The following is a 17248-nucleotide window of genomic DNA, read 5'->3' as shown; positions in this document are numbered from 1 at the left end:
GCCGCGGGTTCCCGCATAGCCGTCATCCGCCTTTCCCCGGTCTCAGATCTCGAAACGACAGTTCTCGAAGAATCGGCTTGGACGCAGCACTGCCTGCCTGGCATTCATGTCCATCAACATCGAGTCGTGCTTGCGCCGATAGAAAAAGGCCGTCTTCTCCGCCACCGTATGGATGCGACCGGAAGCGATGACCTCGAGTCCCCAATGCCAATCTTCGTAACCGAACCCCGTTTCGCGAACCCGGGTAGGCTGGTAGGGAATGGCCTGGAACACCGACTTTCTGGCGAATACCGCCGAGCCCCAGGGATGGAACTTGAAGCAATTGGCAATGCTGTAGTCATCGCGCAACTGGTCGACGACCCGCCCCAGAGCCTGGATCGCGCCATGACTGACGATGTATTCCGGATGTACCACCGCTCGATCGCCGCTCGCACGGGCGACCGCCAACGCCTCGGTGAGCCAGTTGCCACTGCAGTAATCGTCGCCATCCAGGAAACCAACATAATTCGCGGTGGCGCATTCCATTCCGGAATTGCGCGAAAGACCGAGATCACCGTGTTCGACTTCATGCACCTGATCACTCGCGCAAAGCGCGGGATGGTCGTGGACGATTCGCCGAGTGTCATCGTCCGCACAGTCGAGCACCGCTACCAGTTGCACATTTATGCCGGCACTTTCCGCATGCCGCCGCATACGCTGGAATCCCCACAGGCTCCACTGGGCCAAAACCCCTTCGGCATGAAAGTTCATCACCAGACTCAAGTCATGCATGGCGTTCATCCCCCCATATGGCAGCCGCAACAAAGCGCCCTGCATCCATTCAGGCATCCCGCGGCAGCCGGACCAGTTCTACAGGACATATTGGAATTGCTCCGCGACTTCACCAGCCACTCCGGCGATGAGGTCGCGCTCCTCCTGATCCATCTCTACACGCCACCCCATGGGGGCCAACGTCGGTAACGCCCCCTCGTCCACAAGGCGCTTGGCCATCTCCTGGGGAGCGGCCAGCAGATCTTCATAGCGCAACCAGCGCAGCGCATCGCCGGCATCCAGCAACAGTTGGGCGAGATAGCGCCACCACAGCGCCCGGCGCAACGGCAGGTACTCCGTTCGGGCGATCTCGAGCAACGCCTTGCGCTGCCAGCCAGTCAGCCCCGGGTCATCCGGATGGCCTAGCGGCTGCTCCTGCACAGCGGCATTGCGTAGATGCTCGAAAGTCCGAGCCCAGGAATTCAGGCAGTCGTAGGGATGACGAACCAGGGCGACACAGCGGACCTGGGGCATCACTCGACGTATCGCCGGGAGGCACGAGAGATACGCCAGGGTATTCTTGGTACCGAGCGTGAACGCAGGAGTACGCACGTTCGCGTGATATGCAGTGGCCTGGTCATATCCCCGTGCGGTGTCATCGATCAAGCGGCCGCCCTGATGCTTGTTCGGCACCGGCCTACCGGCCAGCAGCTCACGCCGCAGCTCGGCATAAAGCCTTGGGATCCCCCACGGACGGGGCCCCTCCACCAGTGCCGGGAATACCTCTGCGGGCTCGTTGATGATCACTGTGTCGTCACGCTCGGAAAGCAGGCGACAGAAATAACTGGTGCCGCTACGCGGCAATCCGGTGATGAGCAGATCCACGCCGGATCGTGCCAGCTCGCTCCGCGACCTGTTTTCCAATAGCCGTGCCCAGTACGAGTCCCGGCACAGAACCTCGCCCAGCAATGGCCAGTTCTGCAGCAGCCCGTGCAGGTCATCCAGCAGGGCCGGCTCGCGGAGGAAGGAAGCCAGTTCGTGATAATGGCAGAGTAGCGGTTTGTACTCCGCCGGCCAGGGCTTCAGATGCAAAGGGAAGTTGTATCGCTCGGTCAACGCACGGGTGCGATAGCCCAGCTCCCGAAGCGCCAGCGGCAAGGCCAGTTGATCGAGCCACGGCCATTTGTGAGCGATCTCCGGCGCCGTCCGTATCCGTTCAGCAAGACTCAGCCAGCGGGAGGCGAAACGCGGAGCGTTGCGCACCCAGATGAACCCGGCGTTGTAATAAGGTGGGATGCTCTCTTCGGTGCAACTGGTCAGCACCCTCGCCACTGGCAACTCGAGCTCCGCCAGATCGTACAAGGACTGCCAATAGCCCGAGTCGGTCGGCACCAGAGCCATGTCGGCAGGCTTGAGCGCAGCGTCGAAGCGGCCCAGTTCATTGAAGTCCAGCGCCTCCAGGCAATACATGTCGCTGTCGAGGAACAAGGTATGCCCCTGCTCCTCGCCCAATGCCAGGGCGGCAAACTTATTGCCGATGGGATAAGAAGTGCCAAACGGATTGTTGATTTCCTGCAACTCGACATTCAGTTGGCGGTACAGGCGATACGACTCCGAACTCAACTCTCCCCACTGCGCGACCGGGCGAGCTAGCGCGGCAACGAGCCTGGCCTGCGAACCAAGCCTGGCACGCAAGGATGCCGCCAGCATGGCTGCCTTGAACTCCAACTCGCCGCCATGCACGACGAAAACCACAGTGAAAGGCATCTCAGGCCTCACCGGAGAATGCCTATCAGTCATGAACGGACAGTGCCTCGAAATGGCCGCGCAGGTTGACTACCGCATCGAAACACTTGCGGGAACTGAGAATACGTAGAGTGGCGGCGTTTACCTGTTTGTCGAGCAACTCGCAGAGGTTGTCCGAGCGGGCATCGTCCAGCCGTAGGGTCAGTGAGTAATCGCCGGCCTGGAGGTCGCCGGTAAAACTGATGCAGGCGCGTAGCCTTCCATCCTCATGAACCGGCAGTTCGATTCCCTGATGCGAGTTATTGAAGGCATAGAGGTTGTAACCCCGCAAATCACGCAGAATCAGGGTGAGCCTGGGACGCGCCACCGGCTGGAACAACTGCGCCGACACCTCGACAACGATGCGCTCTCCGCTTTCGAAGCAATGCCCCGCCTCTCCCGCCCCATTGAGCCGTAGACTCAGGATTCGCCCCTTGCCATTGCTGAACGCCAACCCACCGTCACCGAGTGCATGGGCCGCCCGTTGCCCGCCCCCATCTCCCACTCCCGAAGCAATCAAGCCGTCACGCTGGTAGAGTTCGCAGGCCGTCTCGCAGTCTCCATCGAATGCGGCCCCACCATCCTTCAGGTAGATCGCTCGAGTGCAATAGTTCTTGATCAACTGCACATCATGGGACACCAGCAATATCGTGACGCCCTTGGCTAACAATGTATCCAGCCTGTCAAGGCACTTGAACTGGAAAGCGGCATCGCCGACGGCAAGGGCCTCGTCGATGATCAGCACGTCGGCATCGACATGGGCATTGAGTGCGAAGGCCAGGCGGACATACATGCCGCTCGAATAGGTCTTGACCGGCTGATCGATGAATTCGCCTATGTCCGCGAAAGCGATGATCGCCTCCAGTTTCCCGGCTATCTCGTCCTTCGTCATGCCCAGCAACATGGCATTGAAGATTACGTTGTTCCTTCCGGTTTCCTCCGGATCGAACCCCATCCCCAACTCCAGCAAGGCGGCCACCCGGCCATGGACCTGCGCCCTGCCCCGGGATGGACGCAAGGTCCCTGCGATGATCTGCAGCAAGGTCGACTTTCCGGAACCATTGCGACCGATGATGCCAACGACCTCTCCCGCCGCTATTTGTAGTGATAGGTCGCGCAAGGCCCAGAACTCGCGATGAAAACTGAAGCGGTTGCCCAAAAGCGCCTGCAAGAAACGCTTGCCGGGACTGTCGAACAGATGGAAACATTTCCCAAGTCCGGAAACCTGGATCATGGGGCGTGGCTCAACACTCATCTCGCTACCATTGGCCGGCCATTACATGCTCGCCAGCACTTTCCTGTTGATTTCACGAACGTCATAACGTGCTTCGGCGATACGCCGGCTCTCCCTTCCCATCCGCAGGATGAGCTGGGGGTCATGGATGAAACGAGCCATCGCCTGCGTCAGGGCCGTGGGGCTGCGGATCGGCACCAGAAAGCCGTTGACGCCATCGACGATGCTTTCCCGGCAGCCCACCCAGTCCGTGGTGATCACCGGTCGCCCCAGCGCCATTGCCTCCTGGATGCAGCGGGGAATGCCTTCGCGGTAATAGGAAGGCAGCACCAGGACGCTGGACTCGTTCAGCCAACCCCGCACATCCCTCACCCAGCCAACCCAGCGCACCGAGCCTTCCTCGCTCCAGCCGAGGATCTCCTCTCTCCGAATGGAGTCCGGGTTGACGTCCGTGTCGCCAAGAACGATGCATTCGATCTCGGGGTGCTCAGCCTTCAGCGAACGGGCGGCCTCGACGAAATCCTGGATACCTTTCTGCTGCAGAAGGCGACCGACAAAAATGAAAACGACCGGGCTCACCGGCGGCCGCGAGGGTAGGAAATGCGTCAGATCCAGACCGATGCCCGGCAACAGCACGACCTTCTCCGCCGCCACCAGGCCGCCATGCACGAAGAGTGCGTAGTCATCGCCATTGAGCAGGAAAACGCGCCGGGATGACTTCAGGGTAATGCGATAGAGCCCGCGCACGAGGCCACGTAACAACCCTCTGGCAGGGCTCGATGCGTCCACTTCAGAGAAGACGTAGCCCGCGCCCTCGATCATCGAGTAGATGATGCGAACCCCGGCCAACCTGGCGGCCAGCCCGCCAAGGATCACAGGCATGGGGAAGTAGCTGAAGACGGCATCTACCCTGAAGGAACGGAGCCGCCAGGCGGTTTTCACGATCGCCCATAAGGCGACGAAAGGGTTCATGCCGCTGCGCCCGATGTAACCCTCGACCGGCGTTGCACCCAACTGGCGAATCTGCTTTCTGCTGTGCTCGTCATGATCGGGAGCGAAGGCATAGACCTCCACGCCCCTGGCAACCATGTCGCGAATCAGTTCGCCGCGAAAATTGACGATCGAGAAAGCCTGGTTGGAAACCAGCGCCAGCCGCCGGAAACCAAGGTTGCACGCACCAGGCCGGCCTGAAAGCATCATGCTTCCATACCCGACGCCTGCCAACGCCAGACATCGGCCACTATCTGCCCGATGTCCTTGCGGGACTTCCAGCCCAGCTCTCGCTCGACCTTGGCGACATCTGCCCAGCTTTCCGCGATATCTCCCGGGCGACGGTCACGAACCTCGTAGGGTATCGGCTTGCCGCATACCGCTTCGAACGCCCTCAGGACCTCCAGAACCGAATATCCCCGGCCCACCCCCATGTTCCAGACGCGGACGCCGGCATGCCGGAGGAGGAAATCCAGGGCCTGCACATGTCCCTGGGCCAGGTCGCAGACATGCACATAGTCGCGTACCCCCGTACCATCTGCCGTGGGGTAGTCATTTCCATATATCCCCACGGCCGGCTGCAGGCCCACGGCGACACGGCCGACGATGGGCAGCAGGTTGTTCGGCTGGCCTTTGGGGTTTTCGCCGATCAGGCCGCTGGCGTGCGCGCCGGCCGGGTTGAAATAGCGCAGTATCGCCACCGCCCAGCGCGGATCGGTGGCGGCGAAGTCCCTGATCACTTCCTCGGCGAAGAACTTGCTTCGGCCATAGGGGTTGACCGCACGCCCCGCCGGATGCGTTTCGGCAACAGGGGCGCTTTCGGGGTCGCCATACACAGTGGCGGACGAACTGAAAACCAGGCGATGAATTCCCGCCTCCGCCATCGCCTCCAGCAACGTCAGGATGCCGCCGACATTGGTGGAGTAATAATCCAGCGGCAGCCTTACGCTTTCCGCCACGGATTTCAGCCCCGCCAGATGGATAACGGCATCGATGGCATGCTCGGCGAAAAGCTCCCGAAGCAAGGAGATATCCCGAACGTCCCCCTTCACGAAACACAGGGGCTTGCCGGCCAGGGCTTCCATTCTGTCGAGCATGGCCAGGGAACTGTTAGCCAGGTTGTCCAGGACAACGACATCGCTCCCCCACTCCAGCAAGTGAACGACCACGTGGGAGCCAATGAAACCTGCCCCGCCTGTCACCAACACTTTCATCGCAACACCAGTGAAAACGTCATGCCTCGAAAAGCAAAAGTGAAGAGGCGGTTCACACCGCCTCTCCACAACCTCATGACCTGGGCCAGAGATCAGTTGCGGTTGTTGCCACCGCGATGGTTGACAGTAGAGGACGGACCGGAGTCGCCATTGAAGTTGCCCTGGGTGGTGGAGGTCATGTTCACCAGGGTGCCGTTCGGCGTACGGATCAGACCGAGCGCCTCACAGGTGGGGAACTCGCCTTCCAGCACCAGGCGGGCACGGCCACCTGCACCGTTCCAGTCGGCACCGTTGACACCGAAGGCGGAAGCGACCTGCTCCACGCTGTAAACACCGGTTTCGTGGGCCTGGAGAACCTCCTTGCCGCTCTGGTCGACGATGTAGGCGCTGCCGACTTCCGGATAACGCTTGCCGTTCTGGTCGAACAGCACGCCACGGACCTTGCCGGCACGACCGCTGTCGCTGGTGTTGGTCAGGCGGATGAAGAACGCATCGGCGTTGTTGGCGGCCGGCAGGTTGAACAGGCTGGCAACGCAACTGCTCTTCCAGAAGTGGTCGATCTCGCCACCGTTGATCACTCGGTCGACATAGCGGACGTTACCGAAGTCGATACTCAGCGGACCTACGACGAAGCTCTGCTGGGCGACCATGGAGTCCGCGCCATTGGACTTCACGCAGATGTTGTAGGTCTGGTTGACGTCGCCATTCACCAGTTCCAGCGACAGCTTGGTCGTGCCATTGGATCCCGGCTTGGGCTTGAGGGCCTCACCGGTCCAGGAGTGGGCGATCTGGTCGGCAGCGGCAGTGCCGTTGGCGTAAGCCTGGCAGTTGGCGGTGGTCAGAGCTACGGACTCGAGGCCGCTGAAATTGCCGCTGATGTAGCTGTGCAGCTTGTCACTGCCGTTGAAGCCGAACACGTTGCGACCGTCTTCGTTGAGCACGTCCTGGTTGACGCCAAGACGCACGCTGCCCAGACGGGCGTAGTTGGCGCCGTAGTTGTTCGGATCGGTCACATCCGGCTGCACGGAAACGGAAGTGTCGAAGCTCTTGTCCTGGTTGGCCAGGTCCAGCGAGTGGAGAACCTGGTACTGTCCCCAGACGTTTGTATTAAGGACATCCCAATAGACTGCCGGCAGGGAGGTGAATACCATCAGCGGCGGAGCGGAGTCGTTGTTCTTCGCGTCGCCGCCGTTCGGGCCGGTGGTGGTGTCCAACTGGGCGGAAACGGTCACGTTGAAGCGGCGCTCGTTCAGCGGGTCGTCCATCATGCTGACGTTGGACTGACTCAGGAAGGTCGCGTCACCTTGCAGGGCGGCGCGCAGGCGATCGATCCGCCCCGGCTGCAGGCCGGCGGTGCTGTTGGTGCGGAAGTTGAAGTGAACGATGGAGTTATCGGCTGCCGCTTTCTTGATTTCCTCAGCACCGGCGGTGTCCAGCGTGAGGCTCAGGGTATTGACGCCGGTACCACTGGTGATGGTGAAGCCTTCACCGGCGGGCAACGTACCGATCTGGATCTGGTTGGGGCTGATCGTGTTGGCGAACTGCGCCACGGTACGATCCAGGGTCAGCTTGATGGTGTGACCAGGTGCAACATTGACGGCCTTGACCAGGTCGATGGCGTACTTGAGGTCGGGAAGGTCGAACTGGGTGGTTTCGGAGAGGTTGCCGAAGACTTCCTGGGCGATGGTGATGTTGGCGGCGCGGCTGGTGTAGTTCGCGCCGGTCTCGATACTTACGCCTTCCTTATAGTTCGACTGGCCCGGAGCATATTGATCTTCGGCCCCCGGAGAGTTCTGAAGAACGGTCCCGTTGGAACTCGGACCGACAACGATGCTGACCACGCCGGCATTGGCCGCGCCCGCGAACATGGCAGAGACAATAGCCGCGCTCAGCAGTGTTCTTTTCAACATTTTTCAAGCTCCTAACTTTTCTAGTATTTCCATCCAGTCGAACGACTGGTTTGCCGACGGCAATTACATACGGGCCATATATACCCAAAGCGGAAGGCCGCATCGGGCCCCACTCCAGGAACGGTTCGCCGCCCCCTGGCCAGCCGCTCCGGGCCAGTCAGAACTGGGAAAACTGCCTATAGCCATATGACTTACTTCGCACCACTCCACTACTTACAGCCATATCTGACCGAATATTGGAACAGCGCAAGCCAACACAAAATTCAGCATCAGCTTCAGGCAGCGTTATATATTCGGAACTTCCTCAAAACAACGGGCCACACCTCGCAAAACCCCAAATAGCAAAAATATGGAAAACGCCTACAGACCAGGAAACTAAAATCCTAAGAAAATTCGAAACTTTATATTCAGCAATTTCAACAACCCTCTCCGCTGACCGAAACAGCGCCGAAGTTGCAACCTTTGTGCGACGCAATGGAAGCAGTCCTCTCCCCGCGCTGTAGGAAGAGGGTTATGGAAGAAGGACGAGACCAATTGCCAATTGGCGGTGAGAATGCGATGCGGGGTCTGCAGCCCGAATCGAAGCATCGCGGCAAAAGGGGCCCCGCCCCTGCGGAGTCCCCTCGGAATGCCAAATGAGAGGGGGGGCAAGCGCTCATGGATGACCAGCGCTGCCCGTCCGAAGATGCCGCCTGGCTACAGGCGGCGGCATTCAGCCAAAGACTTCTCGCAACCGAGCGCCGGTTCGATCATCCGACGAAGTTTCTCAGTGACCTCTCTGGCCTCCTCCGCTCCGTCGATGACGTAGGGCTGGATAAGCATCACCACCTCATCCTTGGAGGTGTTCCGGGTCTGTTTGCCGAACAGATATCCCAGAACCGGCAGGTTCTTGAGCCACGGGACACCGTCATTGCTGTCCGCTTCATTCTCGTTGATCAACCCCCCCATGAAAATGGAGCCGCCACTCTGCAGGGTCAGCGAAGTTTCCAACGAGGTACGCTTGATCGGGGGAGAGGAAATATCGCCACCTTCGCTACCAGAAGACCCAGCTCCACCGCCATCGCTGACTTCCTGGCTGACAGTCAGGTCCACCCGGTTGTTCGAATAGACGACAGGAGAGACGTTGAGGATGACGCCGGTCGAACGATAAGAGATGGACTGCAGGAGGTTGGAGTTCCCGCCGGTATTGCTGCCGTCGGTTTGCCGCCCGGTCACGACCGGAATGTCGGTACCGACATTGATGTTGGCCTGTTCTCCGCTTTTCACCAGAATCCGTGGGGTGGCAAGGATCCGAGTCCGCTTGTCACTTGCCAGCGCGGTCAGTGTCGCCTTCGTGCCACCGGCCGTATTGATCAGGTATTTGAAACCCTCTTTCCCTGCCGATATTTCACGAGAGAACTTGGAGCCGGAATTCGCCGCCCCACTCAGCAAGGACCATTCCAGGCCCGCCTCTTGGTTGTCGCTCAGCGTCACACTGGCGACCGTCACCTCGATCAACACCTGGCGCGCCGGCTTGTCCAGTTGCCGCAGCAGCGGCTGCATCTGCTGCCAGACCCTGGCCGGGCCACGGAACAGGATAGCGTTACGGTTCTCGTCCTCGACTATGGTGCCGCTGCCCGACACACCAGCCGCCAGGCTATCCATCAGGCTGCTACTGCCGCCCGACAACAAGGCCTGGGCCCCGGCAAGGCGGACGAGCGGAGCGACACCGGACTGGCCGCCACCCATGTCGCCGCCGCCACGTCCCGACGCCGAGCGTGGCGGTACGGCATTGTTACCAGAGGCCGCCGCGGCCCGGCTCGAAGCGCTGCTGCCCAAGCCCGGCGTCAACCCGTAGGCACCACTGCCCGCCGGACCGGAAACCAGCGCCCGCAGCGAGCGAGCCACTTCGGTGGCGCGGGTGTTACGCACTTCGTAGAAGAACAATCCCTCGCTTTCCGCCCCAGCCCCGGCAGAATCCACAGCGCTGGCCAGGGGGACGCGATCCACCTGCCCGGCCCAGTCTCGGGCCAGGTCCAGCAGTGAACGCTGGTTGGAGAACACGATCAGGCCATTGGAGCTTTCCAGCGGCACCAGCACGACGCTGCCGGAGGCCTCACCGATGCCAACGCTGTAACCCTGGGCCTCGAGCAGAGTCTTCAGTTGTTTGGCCATCTCCGCAGATGTGATGAATGCCGGGTCGATGCGCAAGCTGTGCTGCCCCCGCATGAACGGCTGGTCGAGCAGCCGCACGGCCTGCGCCGCCTGCTTGACCAGGGACGCCATACCCTTGAGCATCAGGCCGCCGCGCGGATTGTCCGCGGAGGCCGACAGCCCGGATTTGTCGTAGGCATTGTTCAACCAGGGAATCACGTCCTTGGGATCGACGTTGTGCAAGGGTATGAACTGGAACACGGGCCGGTAGGCGTTGGGCACATCAGGAAGCGCTTCGCCGCTGACGAGGATCGGCGGCTCCTCGGGGCTCAGGCCGATCTGCTTGACCTGGAAGCGCAGGATGCCACCCTGCTTGACGATCTCTACGCCGTAATTGGCCATGACCTGCGAGGCGATGTCGTAGACCGTCTGCCGGGTCTGCGCCTGCTCCAGGCGCAGGGTGACCCGGTCGTTACGTTTCTTCAGGTTGTCGTCGATCTCGAACGACAACCCCAGCAGGTTGCCGAAGACTTCGTTGATGAAGCCCGGCAGGGCGACGTCCTCGATGTTCACCTGCAGGTCGGCGTTCTTGTCATCGAGCACCAGGCGATCGGCCTTGTCCACCAGCCCACCCACGGGCCCGGCGGGAGGTGCTGGCGTCGGGCTCACCTGCGGCCCCGCCGATTGCTGCGGGCGCTGCACCGTTCCCTCGGCCCCCTCCTGCGGCATGTTCTCCTCCATGGCCTGGCGAGGCTCCAGCAAGGGCGCGGGCAATTGCAGCTGCGTCGTACCACAGCCTCCCAGCAGTCCCAGACAGATCGCGAGCAACAGCGGGTGCCGGGGAAAGGCCGCAAGGGCATTATTCGAGGGGGGCATAGAGTTTCCTTTCAAAGTCCTGTGTTGCGCCATCCTCGGACAGCGAGAAACGAATGCCCTGCCCTTCGATCCGTTCGAGGCGTTCGCCTCCCGGTAGCTGGTCGCCCGGGGCATAGCGCAACAGCGGCGCGGCGGCATCCTTGGCGATCAGGGCGAAACGCTGTCCACCCTCGGCGACCACACCGCGAAACAGCCATTGGACCTTGACCCGGGCCACGCCCTGCTCGTCCACGCTGATGCGCGCCGAGCGTGCTTTCTCGGCCTCTTCCCTGGCGCTGCCCCACCAGGCCATGCCGGCGATCTGCGCCGGAATGCTGGCATTGCGGGAGACAGGCTGGACCTCCGGTAGCCGCCACTGCGCAGTCTCAGCCGGAGCCTCGGGTATGGCTGCCCGTGGCTGCCAGAGCAGCGCCAGCAGGACGCCGCCGGCAAGCGCCGCCCAGGCCAATCGGAAGGGGAAGAAGGAAGTCATAGGAAACCGATGAATCGATACCGCTAGGGAAAGGTGCATTCGAAACAAGTTGAAGGCGGGATTCTGTCATTACAGAAATGCTGCCTTTGCCGCTTTCCATGAAGGAAGTTTCCCAACCTGGGACTGCGAACGATCGACAGCGCCTGAATGGCCTGAATGTCCGTCCGAATCAGGGCGTTCCGCGCTCATCCGCTCAAGGGGGCGTTGCGTTCGGACGAAAATGGAAGGTGAGTTGCAGGTTCACCGACGGCGAGCCGCGGTCGTTCAACTCGAGGGCGTCGATGCTCACCCAGTGCTCCGCCGTTTCCAGCGCATGCAGCAGTTGGCCGAAACTCTTCGGCTCGAAACGTCCGCGCACTTGTGCCTGGACCCGGGCGCCGACGCCCTCCTTGTCGAAGTCCAGGGGCGGCAACACCGAGATGCGGGCCTCCTGCAGGCCACTCTGCTTGGTCTGGACATCCAGCCAGGCCTGCACATCGGCCCTGGCCAACGAGGGGTTCTGCGCCTGCCACAAACGCATGCGCAATGCGCTGCGCACGTCTTCCGCCTGGACGGCGCGGTCCGGCCAGTGCTCCTGGGCGGCCAGCGCGCGCATCTGCGCCAGGCGCCTGGCCGACTCCTCGAACGCCTGACGGCGGGCTTCGCGCCAGTCGTTGCCCAGCAACAGCAGATGCACGACCAGCAGCGCCAGGATCATCCATCCCGCCAGGCGCAGGCGGGGCTGTTCCCGCCACTGCTCGCGCAGCCGGGACCAGTGGGGCAGCACCTCTTGTAATCGAGCGTCCATCTATTCCCCCTGTCGAATGTTCATGGCCAGTTGCAGGCCATCGCCCCTGGGCGAGGGTTCGACCCGGACATCCTGGAACCTGCCGCCCTCCTGCAGCCGCTGGACGAAGAACCGCGGGTCCGCGCGACTGCTCTGGATGAGCAGTTCCAGCGCGTTTTCCCGGAAGCGCCAGCTCAGCAGGCGGCTATCCTCCGGCAGCAGCCCCGCCACGGTGCGCAGCAGTTCGACCTGCGAAGGTGCATCCTGCAAGCGCAGCAGAGCCTGGATTTCGCTCTCGGCCTGCATGGCCCGAGTACGTGCCGCCAGCACCGGCTCGACCTGCTGGGCCAGCACGACCTGCTGCCCCGCCAGGCCGCGCTCGGCCCACCACCATTGCGCCCCCTGCGTCAGGTTGAAGGCGCTGCCCGCCAGCAGGGTGGCCGCCAGGCCATAGGGCAACCAGCGCTCCCAGTCCCGTCCCACCAGACTGGCGCCGGAGGCCCAGGGACGCTCGAGGCAGGCCGGTACCTCTTCCTCCAGCCGCTCGGGCAGGCGTACGCCGGGAACCCCTCGCACTGCCTGCCAGGCCGTCGCGGACAGCGGCAGGCCATCCTGGAAGATGCTCGCCCGCAGCACGCCGGCCCGCCAGACCTGCAGGTCCACACCGTCCTGGACGCTCACCAGGCGAACACTTGGCTCTGGAGTCGCCGCCGGCGGAGCCTGCAGCAGGGTTTCCGGCAGGCAGAGGCAGCCGGACGCAGCCTGTTGCGCTTCGGCGAGCCGCTGGCGCTGCTGTTCGTCCCAGAGCCACAGCTGCACCCAGCCGTCGCGCCAGACCGCGTAGTGCCCCGGCAAGCGGAACGGCGACAGGCCGGCGAGCTTCAGGGCAAGGGCCTGGGCCCTCCCGCTGGCCGGCACATGGGACAGGTCCAGGCAGCGGTACAGGCATTGCGAACGCTCGATGACCCACTGCGTGCGGAGCATCCGCCCCAGGCCACGGGGTTGGCGCCGCCACTCCAGGCAGGGCGAGCCATCCGCGTCATGGGCTTGCCACAAGCGGGGCGGAAAGCAGTCCAGGCGCCTCATGATGGATGGGCGCTGTGTCGGTGATGGGGACATTGCGCGGCAGGGACCTCCGTTGCAGAAATTGCCAGGGCGACCCTTGCAGGTCGTCGCTCTCGAGTCGCAGTTGGTATTCGTAACGCGCCACGGCGTCCGCGGGGCGCAGGCGGATGAACAGGGTGGCGCTGGCCAGGCGCGACCAGTTCTCCGCGGGTAATTGCTGCAGATACATGCCCAACACGCCCTCGAGGTCGCCCACGCCTCGCAACGGCCGCTCATGGCGCGCCGCGAGCAACAGCGCCAGGCTGTCCTCCGGCAGCCGCCAGGCCAGCCGCAGGAGCTGGCCGCTGGCGGTGTTCACGTTCAGGGACGGCTCGCCGACCGTGACCAGTTCCTCCCAGCCGGCAGCCCGCAACGCGGCCTCCCAGGGGCGCCAGCTGTCGAGGACGAAGACTTCCTGCGGGGCATGCAGGCTGCGCAGCGCGGCGCTACCCGGTGGGCCGCGCAAATGGCCGGCAAGCTCCGCCAGCATTGGCGCTATCCTCTCCGGCGCTATCCCCAGCCCTTCCAGCAACGAGGCCAAGGCCGCCGGCGGGGCCTGCTCCAGGCCAAGACGCGATGCGCGGTCGACGAAGGCGAAGCACCAGCCGTTGGCCAGGCAGTATTCGCGGCCATCCAGGGCCAGCTCGGCCCCTACCGGCAGGACCGACATATCCATGTCGGCAAGGCTCGGCGCCGGGCTGTCGGGTGTGGTCAATCCGGCCAGAGTCAAGCGCTGGGTCGATGCCAGCCAGGTCAGCCGGCTGAGCATGGAGCGCTCCGTCATGTCGCGCAGCAACCCCTGACGCTCCTTTTCGATACCGTCCAGCGAGCGTTCGATCCAGGTCACGGCCGAGGCCACCACCAAGGTCATGATGGCGAGAAACCAGATGACGCCGACCAGCACGAAGCCACGCTCAGTCCGCATCCGCATTCACCTGTCGAAGCGGCGTCGCGACCCTGGCCAGGCGGAACAGGCGCTCCTCGGGCGCGTTCAACGCCACCGCCGCAGGAAGGCTGTCGGCCAGCACCGGCAAGGGCGGCCAGTTGTCATGCCAGGCTCCCTGCTCGTCGCGATAGAGAAAATGCGCAGCCCCCTGCAGTTCCAGCAGTGGCCAGCGGCTGGCCTGCAACCGGCGCACGTAGATCATCGCGGTCCGCTCCCGGCCCGGCTCGCCAAGCCGTTCCAGGCGAAAGGCAAAGGGCACCGGGACGCCTTCGATACGCTCGGCGCTGGCCAGGGAGACGGCTTCGAAGCTGAGCGGATCGCCGCGGAAACGAGCCGGCGCATCCCCCCTGGCCGGCGCAGCCAGCTGCGCTATCGCGTCGTCGAACCAGCCGAAGGCCAACACCCGTAGTTGCCGTGACTCGCCCTGGCGCAGGAAGCTGTCGTTGGCCCGCGAGACATAGTCCATCCCCTGCATCAACAGGGTGGTGACCATCGCCGCCAACAACAGGACCACGATGAGTTCCAGCAGGGTGAAGCCCCGCTCCCGCCCCCGCGAAATGCGCCGGCTCATGGCGCACCCCCGCCGTCCGGCAGGCGAGCCATCCGGTACCCCGCCAGTTCCAGGCTCAAGGGCAGCGGCGGCAGGTCCTCGCCGGACAAGGTCGCCTGGACGCGATACAGGGCGCTGTCGAAGGGTCCGGGGTGGCCGCTGTAGCGGCTGACGACGGGGCGCGGAGCGGCGAGAAGCCGGCTCTCCCAGTCCAGCCGGTAGCTTCCAAGGGCGGCGCTGCCGCTCGGCTGGAGCATCGGGTTGAGCCCCTCGAGAAACGCCAGGCCGGTGCGGGTCGCATCGATGCGGCGCTGAACCTCGTTCATTCGCTCCAGGCTGCGGAAGCCCGTCCCCAGCCAGGCCAGCAGCGCGCTGCCCACCACAGCCAGCAACGTCAGGGCGACCACCGCTTCCAGCAGTGTGAAGCCGGCTTGCCGCCCGCGCTTCACTGGACGAACTCCGGCAAGCATTGCGGCGGAACCAGTTGCAACTGCCGAGCGACATCCCCCTGCTGCAACTCCAGCGTCCCCCCCAGGCAGACGCCATTGGCCAGGTAGACGACGGGCGCGCTTGCGCTCAGCGTCCAGCCCTGGGGCAGCTTCAGCATCTGCGGCGGCTCGACGCCAGCCGGCCCGATGAGGGTCTGCCGGGCTTCCAGCCGGGCCCGGTAGCCCAGCGTCTGCAACTGGTTGGCGATGTCCTGCAGGTCGATACGCCGACGCCAGGCCTCCTGCATGTTCAGCAGGTTGGGCATGACGACGGCGCCCACCGCGGCGACCAGGGCCAGCACCACCAGCAGTTCGAGCAGGGTGAAACCGCCGCAGCGCTCATTGCCGGGGCAGGAAGCCGATGTCCGCATTCTCCCCTTCCCCGCCGGGCTGCCCGTCGGCCCCCAGGCTGTACAGCGAGAACGGCTGTTCGGCACTGGGCGCGTTGCTATATATGTAGGCGCGGTTCCAGGGATCCAGCGGCACCCCACCGTCCAGATAGGGGCCTTTCCAGAAGGCCTTGATCCGCTCGTCCGCGGGCGCCGCATTGAGCAGGGCCAGCCCTTCCTGCTCGCTGGGCAGGCGGCCGATGTCCAGGCGCATGGTCATCAGCGCCCCCTTGAGCATCTTCACCTGGGTATCCGCGGTCTGCACCTTGGCCTTGTCGGCCTGGCTGAACAGACGTGGCCCGACCAGCCCCATGAGCAGCCCGATGATCACCAGCACCACGATCATTTCCAGCAGGGTGAAACCGCGCTCGCATCCCGGCGCCGGCACTTTCCTGCTCCCCTGCCGGGGCCCTCTTCCCTCATGCCCGTCGCGCATCCACTTCCCCTTTTTCAGAACACAATGTCGTTGGCGCTGGTGATGGCCAGCACCACGCCGGTGATGATCACGCCGAACAGCGCGCCGATCAGCAGGATCGCCAGCGGCTCGATCAGCGCCAGGACCTTGCGCATGCGCGAACGCCCCAGCCCCTCGTAGAGTTCGGCGAGGCTGTCGAGCATCTCGGCCAGACGCCCGGACCTTTCGCCGACGCGCACCAGGTTGCCGCCCGTGGCGGTGATCGCCCTGCGCAGTTCCAATGCCTCGGACAGGGAAGTCCCGCCCCTCACGTCCTGGGTGACCCTTTCCAGCAGCTCGCGTTGCAGACCGATGCGCACGCCCGCGCTGGCCAGGCGCAGGGCCTCGACCAGCGCCACGCGGTTGCCCAGCAGGGTGCCGAGGACCTTGGCCCACTGGGCGATCTCCGCCTGCAACAGCCAGTCGCCGAGCAATGGCAAACGCAACAGGCCGTTGAGGAAGCGGCCGCGAACCTTCTCGCTCCTGGCCAACGGCAGCCCCAGGGCACCCAGCAGCAGGCCGGCGAGCAGCAGCGGCAAGGCGTTGGCCTTGCTCCAGACGCCGGTGCTGAGCACTGCCCAGGCCAGCCAAGGCAGCTTGTCGGCGTGTTCCAGCAGGTTGGCGAACTTGGGCACGACGAAGACGAACATCACCATGACCGCCCCGATTCCGCTGAGCACCAGCACGCTCGGGTAGATCAGAGCGTTGCGCACTTCCTCGCGGGTGCGCCGCTCGTACTCCATCTGCGTCACGCAGTCCCGCAGCGCCGCCGCCAGGTTGCCGGTCAGCTCGCCCGCCGCCACCAACTGGTAGGCGTAACGCGGCAGGGGCAAGCCAGCTGTCTCCAGCACCTGAGGGAAGGAACGTCCCTGGCGCAGGCCTTCGCTCATGCTCTGCAGCGCCGCGCAGAGACGTGGATGGCTGCTCGAGCGCTCCTGGGCGGAGACCGCGTCGGCCAGGGCAACGCCTGCCCCCAGCAGGGTCGCCAACTCGTGCAGGGCCATGTTCAATTCTTCCGCGCGCAGGCGCCGGCGCCCGGGTTGCAGCGCACGCTGGCCCGCCTCCAAGCTAAGGGGCGTCAGGCCCTGGGCCTCCAGTTGACGAAGCGCGTCGCTGCGAGAGCCGGCATCGAGGTCGCCACTGCAACGCCGGCCTTGCCGGTCCACTGCCTGGTATTCGAAGCGCAT

General features: G+C 63.7%; 16 protein-coding genes. All 16 read right to left on the bottom strand.

The genetic code is table 11. From position 1 onward, the window contains the following. Window positions 1-42: 42 nt before the first annotated feature. The 16 genes from RN02_RS05510 to RN02_RS05435 all read right to left on the bottom strand — a co-directional run bounded on the left by RN02_RS05510 (window position 43) and on the right by RN02_RS05435 (window position 17248). On the bottom strand, window positions 43-771 hold the full coding sequence (locus tag RN02_RS05510; RefSeq protein ID WP_043313606.1) for a glycosyltransferase family 2 protein: 729 nt from the start codon (window positions 769-771) through the stop codon (window positions 43-45). Window positions 772-849: 78 nt separating this feature from the next. Next, on the bottom strand, window positions 850-2517 hold the full coding sequence (locus RN02_RS05505) for a sulfotransferase (RefSeq protein WP_009620998.1): 1668 nt from the start codon (window positions 2515-2517) through the stop codon (window positions 850-852). A 25-nt stretch (window positions 2518-2542) separates the two neighbouring features. Then, the gene (locus RN02_RS05500) at window positions 2543-3769 is read right to left on the bottom strand and encodes an ABC transporter ATP-binding protein (protein WP_082033719.1); all 1227 of its coding nucleotides are present in this window, start codon (window positions 3767-3769) and stop codon (window positions 2543-2545) included. A gap of 42 nt (window positions 3770-3811) precedes the next feature. Then, window positions 3812-4969: a glycosyltransferase family 4 protein gene (locus RN02_RS05495; RefSeq protein ID WP_324288115.1), complete on the bottom strand. Its 1158-nt coding sequence runs from the start codon at window positions 4967-4969 to the stop codon at window positions 3812-3814. Further along, window positions 4966-5973 carry a UDP-glucose 4-epimerase GalE gene (gene galE / locus RN02_RS05490; protein ID WP_043313505.1) on the bottom strand — a complete coding sequence of 336 codons (1008 nt, stop codon included), beginning with the start codon at window positions 5971-5973 and terminating at the stop codon, window positions 4966-4968. Before galE ends, RN02_RS05495 begins: the two co-directional genes overlap by 4 nt. A 92-nt stretch (window positions 5974-6065) precedes the next feature. Next, window positions 6066-7883, bottom strand: coding sequence for a hypothetical protein (locus tag RN02_RS05485; protein WP_009620990.1), 1818 nt, complete (start codon window positions 7881-7883; stop codon window positions 6066-6068). A gap of 696 nt (window positions 7884-8579) precedes the next feature. Further along, the gene (locus RN02_RS05480) at window positions 8580-10892 is read right to left on the bottom strand and encodes a type II secretion system protein GspD (protein ID WP_043313504.1); all 2313 of its coding nucleotides are present in this window, start codon (window positions 10890-10892) and stop codon (window positions 8580-8582) included. Further along, window positions 10876-11364 (bottom strand): hypothetical protein, encoded by a 489-nt coding sequence (locus RN02_RS33860; protein ID WP_177331043.1) that lies wholly within the window; start codon window positions 11362-11364, stop codon window positions 10876-10878. Before RN02_RS33860 ends, RN02_RS05480 begins: the two co-directional genes overlap by 17 nt. Window positions 11365-11557: 193 nt before the next feature. Continuing rightward, window positions 11558-12151, bottom strand: a complete 594-nt coding sequence (locus RN02_RS05470) for a hypothetical protein (RefSeq protein WP_064987624.1) — start codon at window positions 12149-12151, stop codon at window positions 11558-11560. Beyond that, on the bottom strand, window positions 12152-13114 hold the full coding sequence (locus RN02_RS33175) for a hypothetical protein (protein ID WP_152623727.1): 963 nt from the start codon (window positions 13112-13114) through the stop codon (window positions 12152-12154). Window positions 13115-13169: 55 nt separating this feature from the next. After that, window positions 13170-14159: a hypothetical protein gene (locus RN02_RS05460; RefSeq protein ID WP_009620984.1), complete on the bottom strand. Its 990-nt coding sequence runs from the start codon at window positions 14157-14159 to the stop codon at window positions 13170-13172. Further along, window positions 14149-14751: a prepilin-type N-terminal cleavage/methylation domain-containing protein gene (locus RN02_RS05455; RefSeq protein WP_043313500.1), complete on the bottom strand. Its 603-nt coding sequence runs from the start codon at window positions 14749-14751 to the stop codon at window positions 14149-14151. Before RN02_RS05455 ends, RN02_RS05460 begins: the two co-directional genes overlap by 11 nt. Beyond that, window positions 14748-15179 (bottom strand): PulJ/GspJ family protein, encoded by a 432-nt coding sequence (locus RN02_RS05450; protein WP_082033718.1) that lies wholly within the window; start codon window positions 15177-15179, stop codon window positions 14748-14750. The genes RN02_RS05455 and RN02_RS05450 overlap by 4 nt, the downstream gene beginning before the upstream one ends. After that, a complete protein-coding gene (locus RN02_RS05445; protein ID WP_051878434.1) occupies window positions 15176-15589 on the bottom strand; it encodes a prepilin-type N-terminal cleavage/methylation domain-containing protein in 414 nt (137 codons plus the stop codon). Before RN02_RS05445 ends, RN02_RS05450 begins: the two co-directional genes overlap by 4 nt. Beyond that, window positions 15558-16043 (bottom strand): type II secretion system major pseudopilin GspG, encoded by a 486-nt coding sequence (gspG, locus tag RN02_RS05440; protein WP_009620975.1) that lies wholly within the window; start codon window positions 16041-16043, stop codon window positions 15558-15560. The genes RN02_RS05445 and gspG overlap by 32 nt, the downstream gene beginning before the upstream one ends. Before the next feature lie 14 nt (window positions 16044-16057). Then, window positions 16058-17248, bottom strand: coding sequence for a type II secretion system F family protein (locus RN02_RS05435; RefSeq protein WP_043313495.1), 1191 nt, complete (start codon window positions 17246-17248; stop codon window positions 16058-16060).

The organism is Pseudomonas sp. PI1, from assembly GCF_000812405.1.
Taxonomy (GTDB): domain Bacteria; phylum Pseudomonadota; class Gammaproteobacteria; order Pseudomonadales; family Pseudomonadaceae; genus Pseudomonas; species Pseudomonas citronellolis.
The sequence above is the reverse complement of the archived record's forward strand: the minus strand, read 5'-3'. Positions and strand labels throughout refer to the sequence as shown.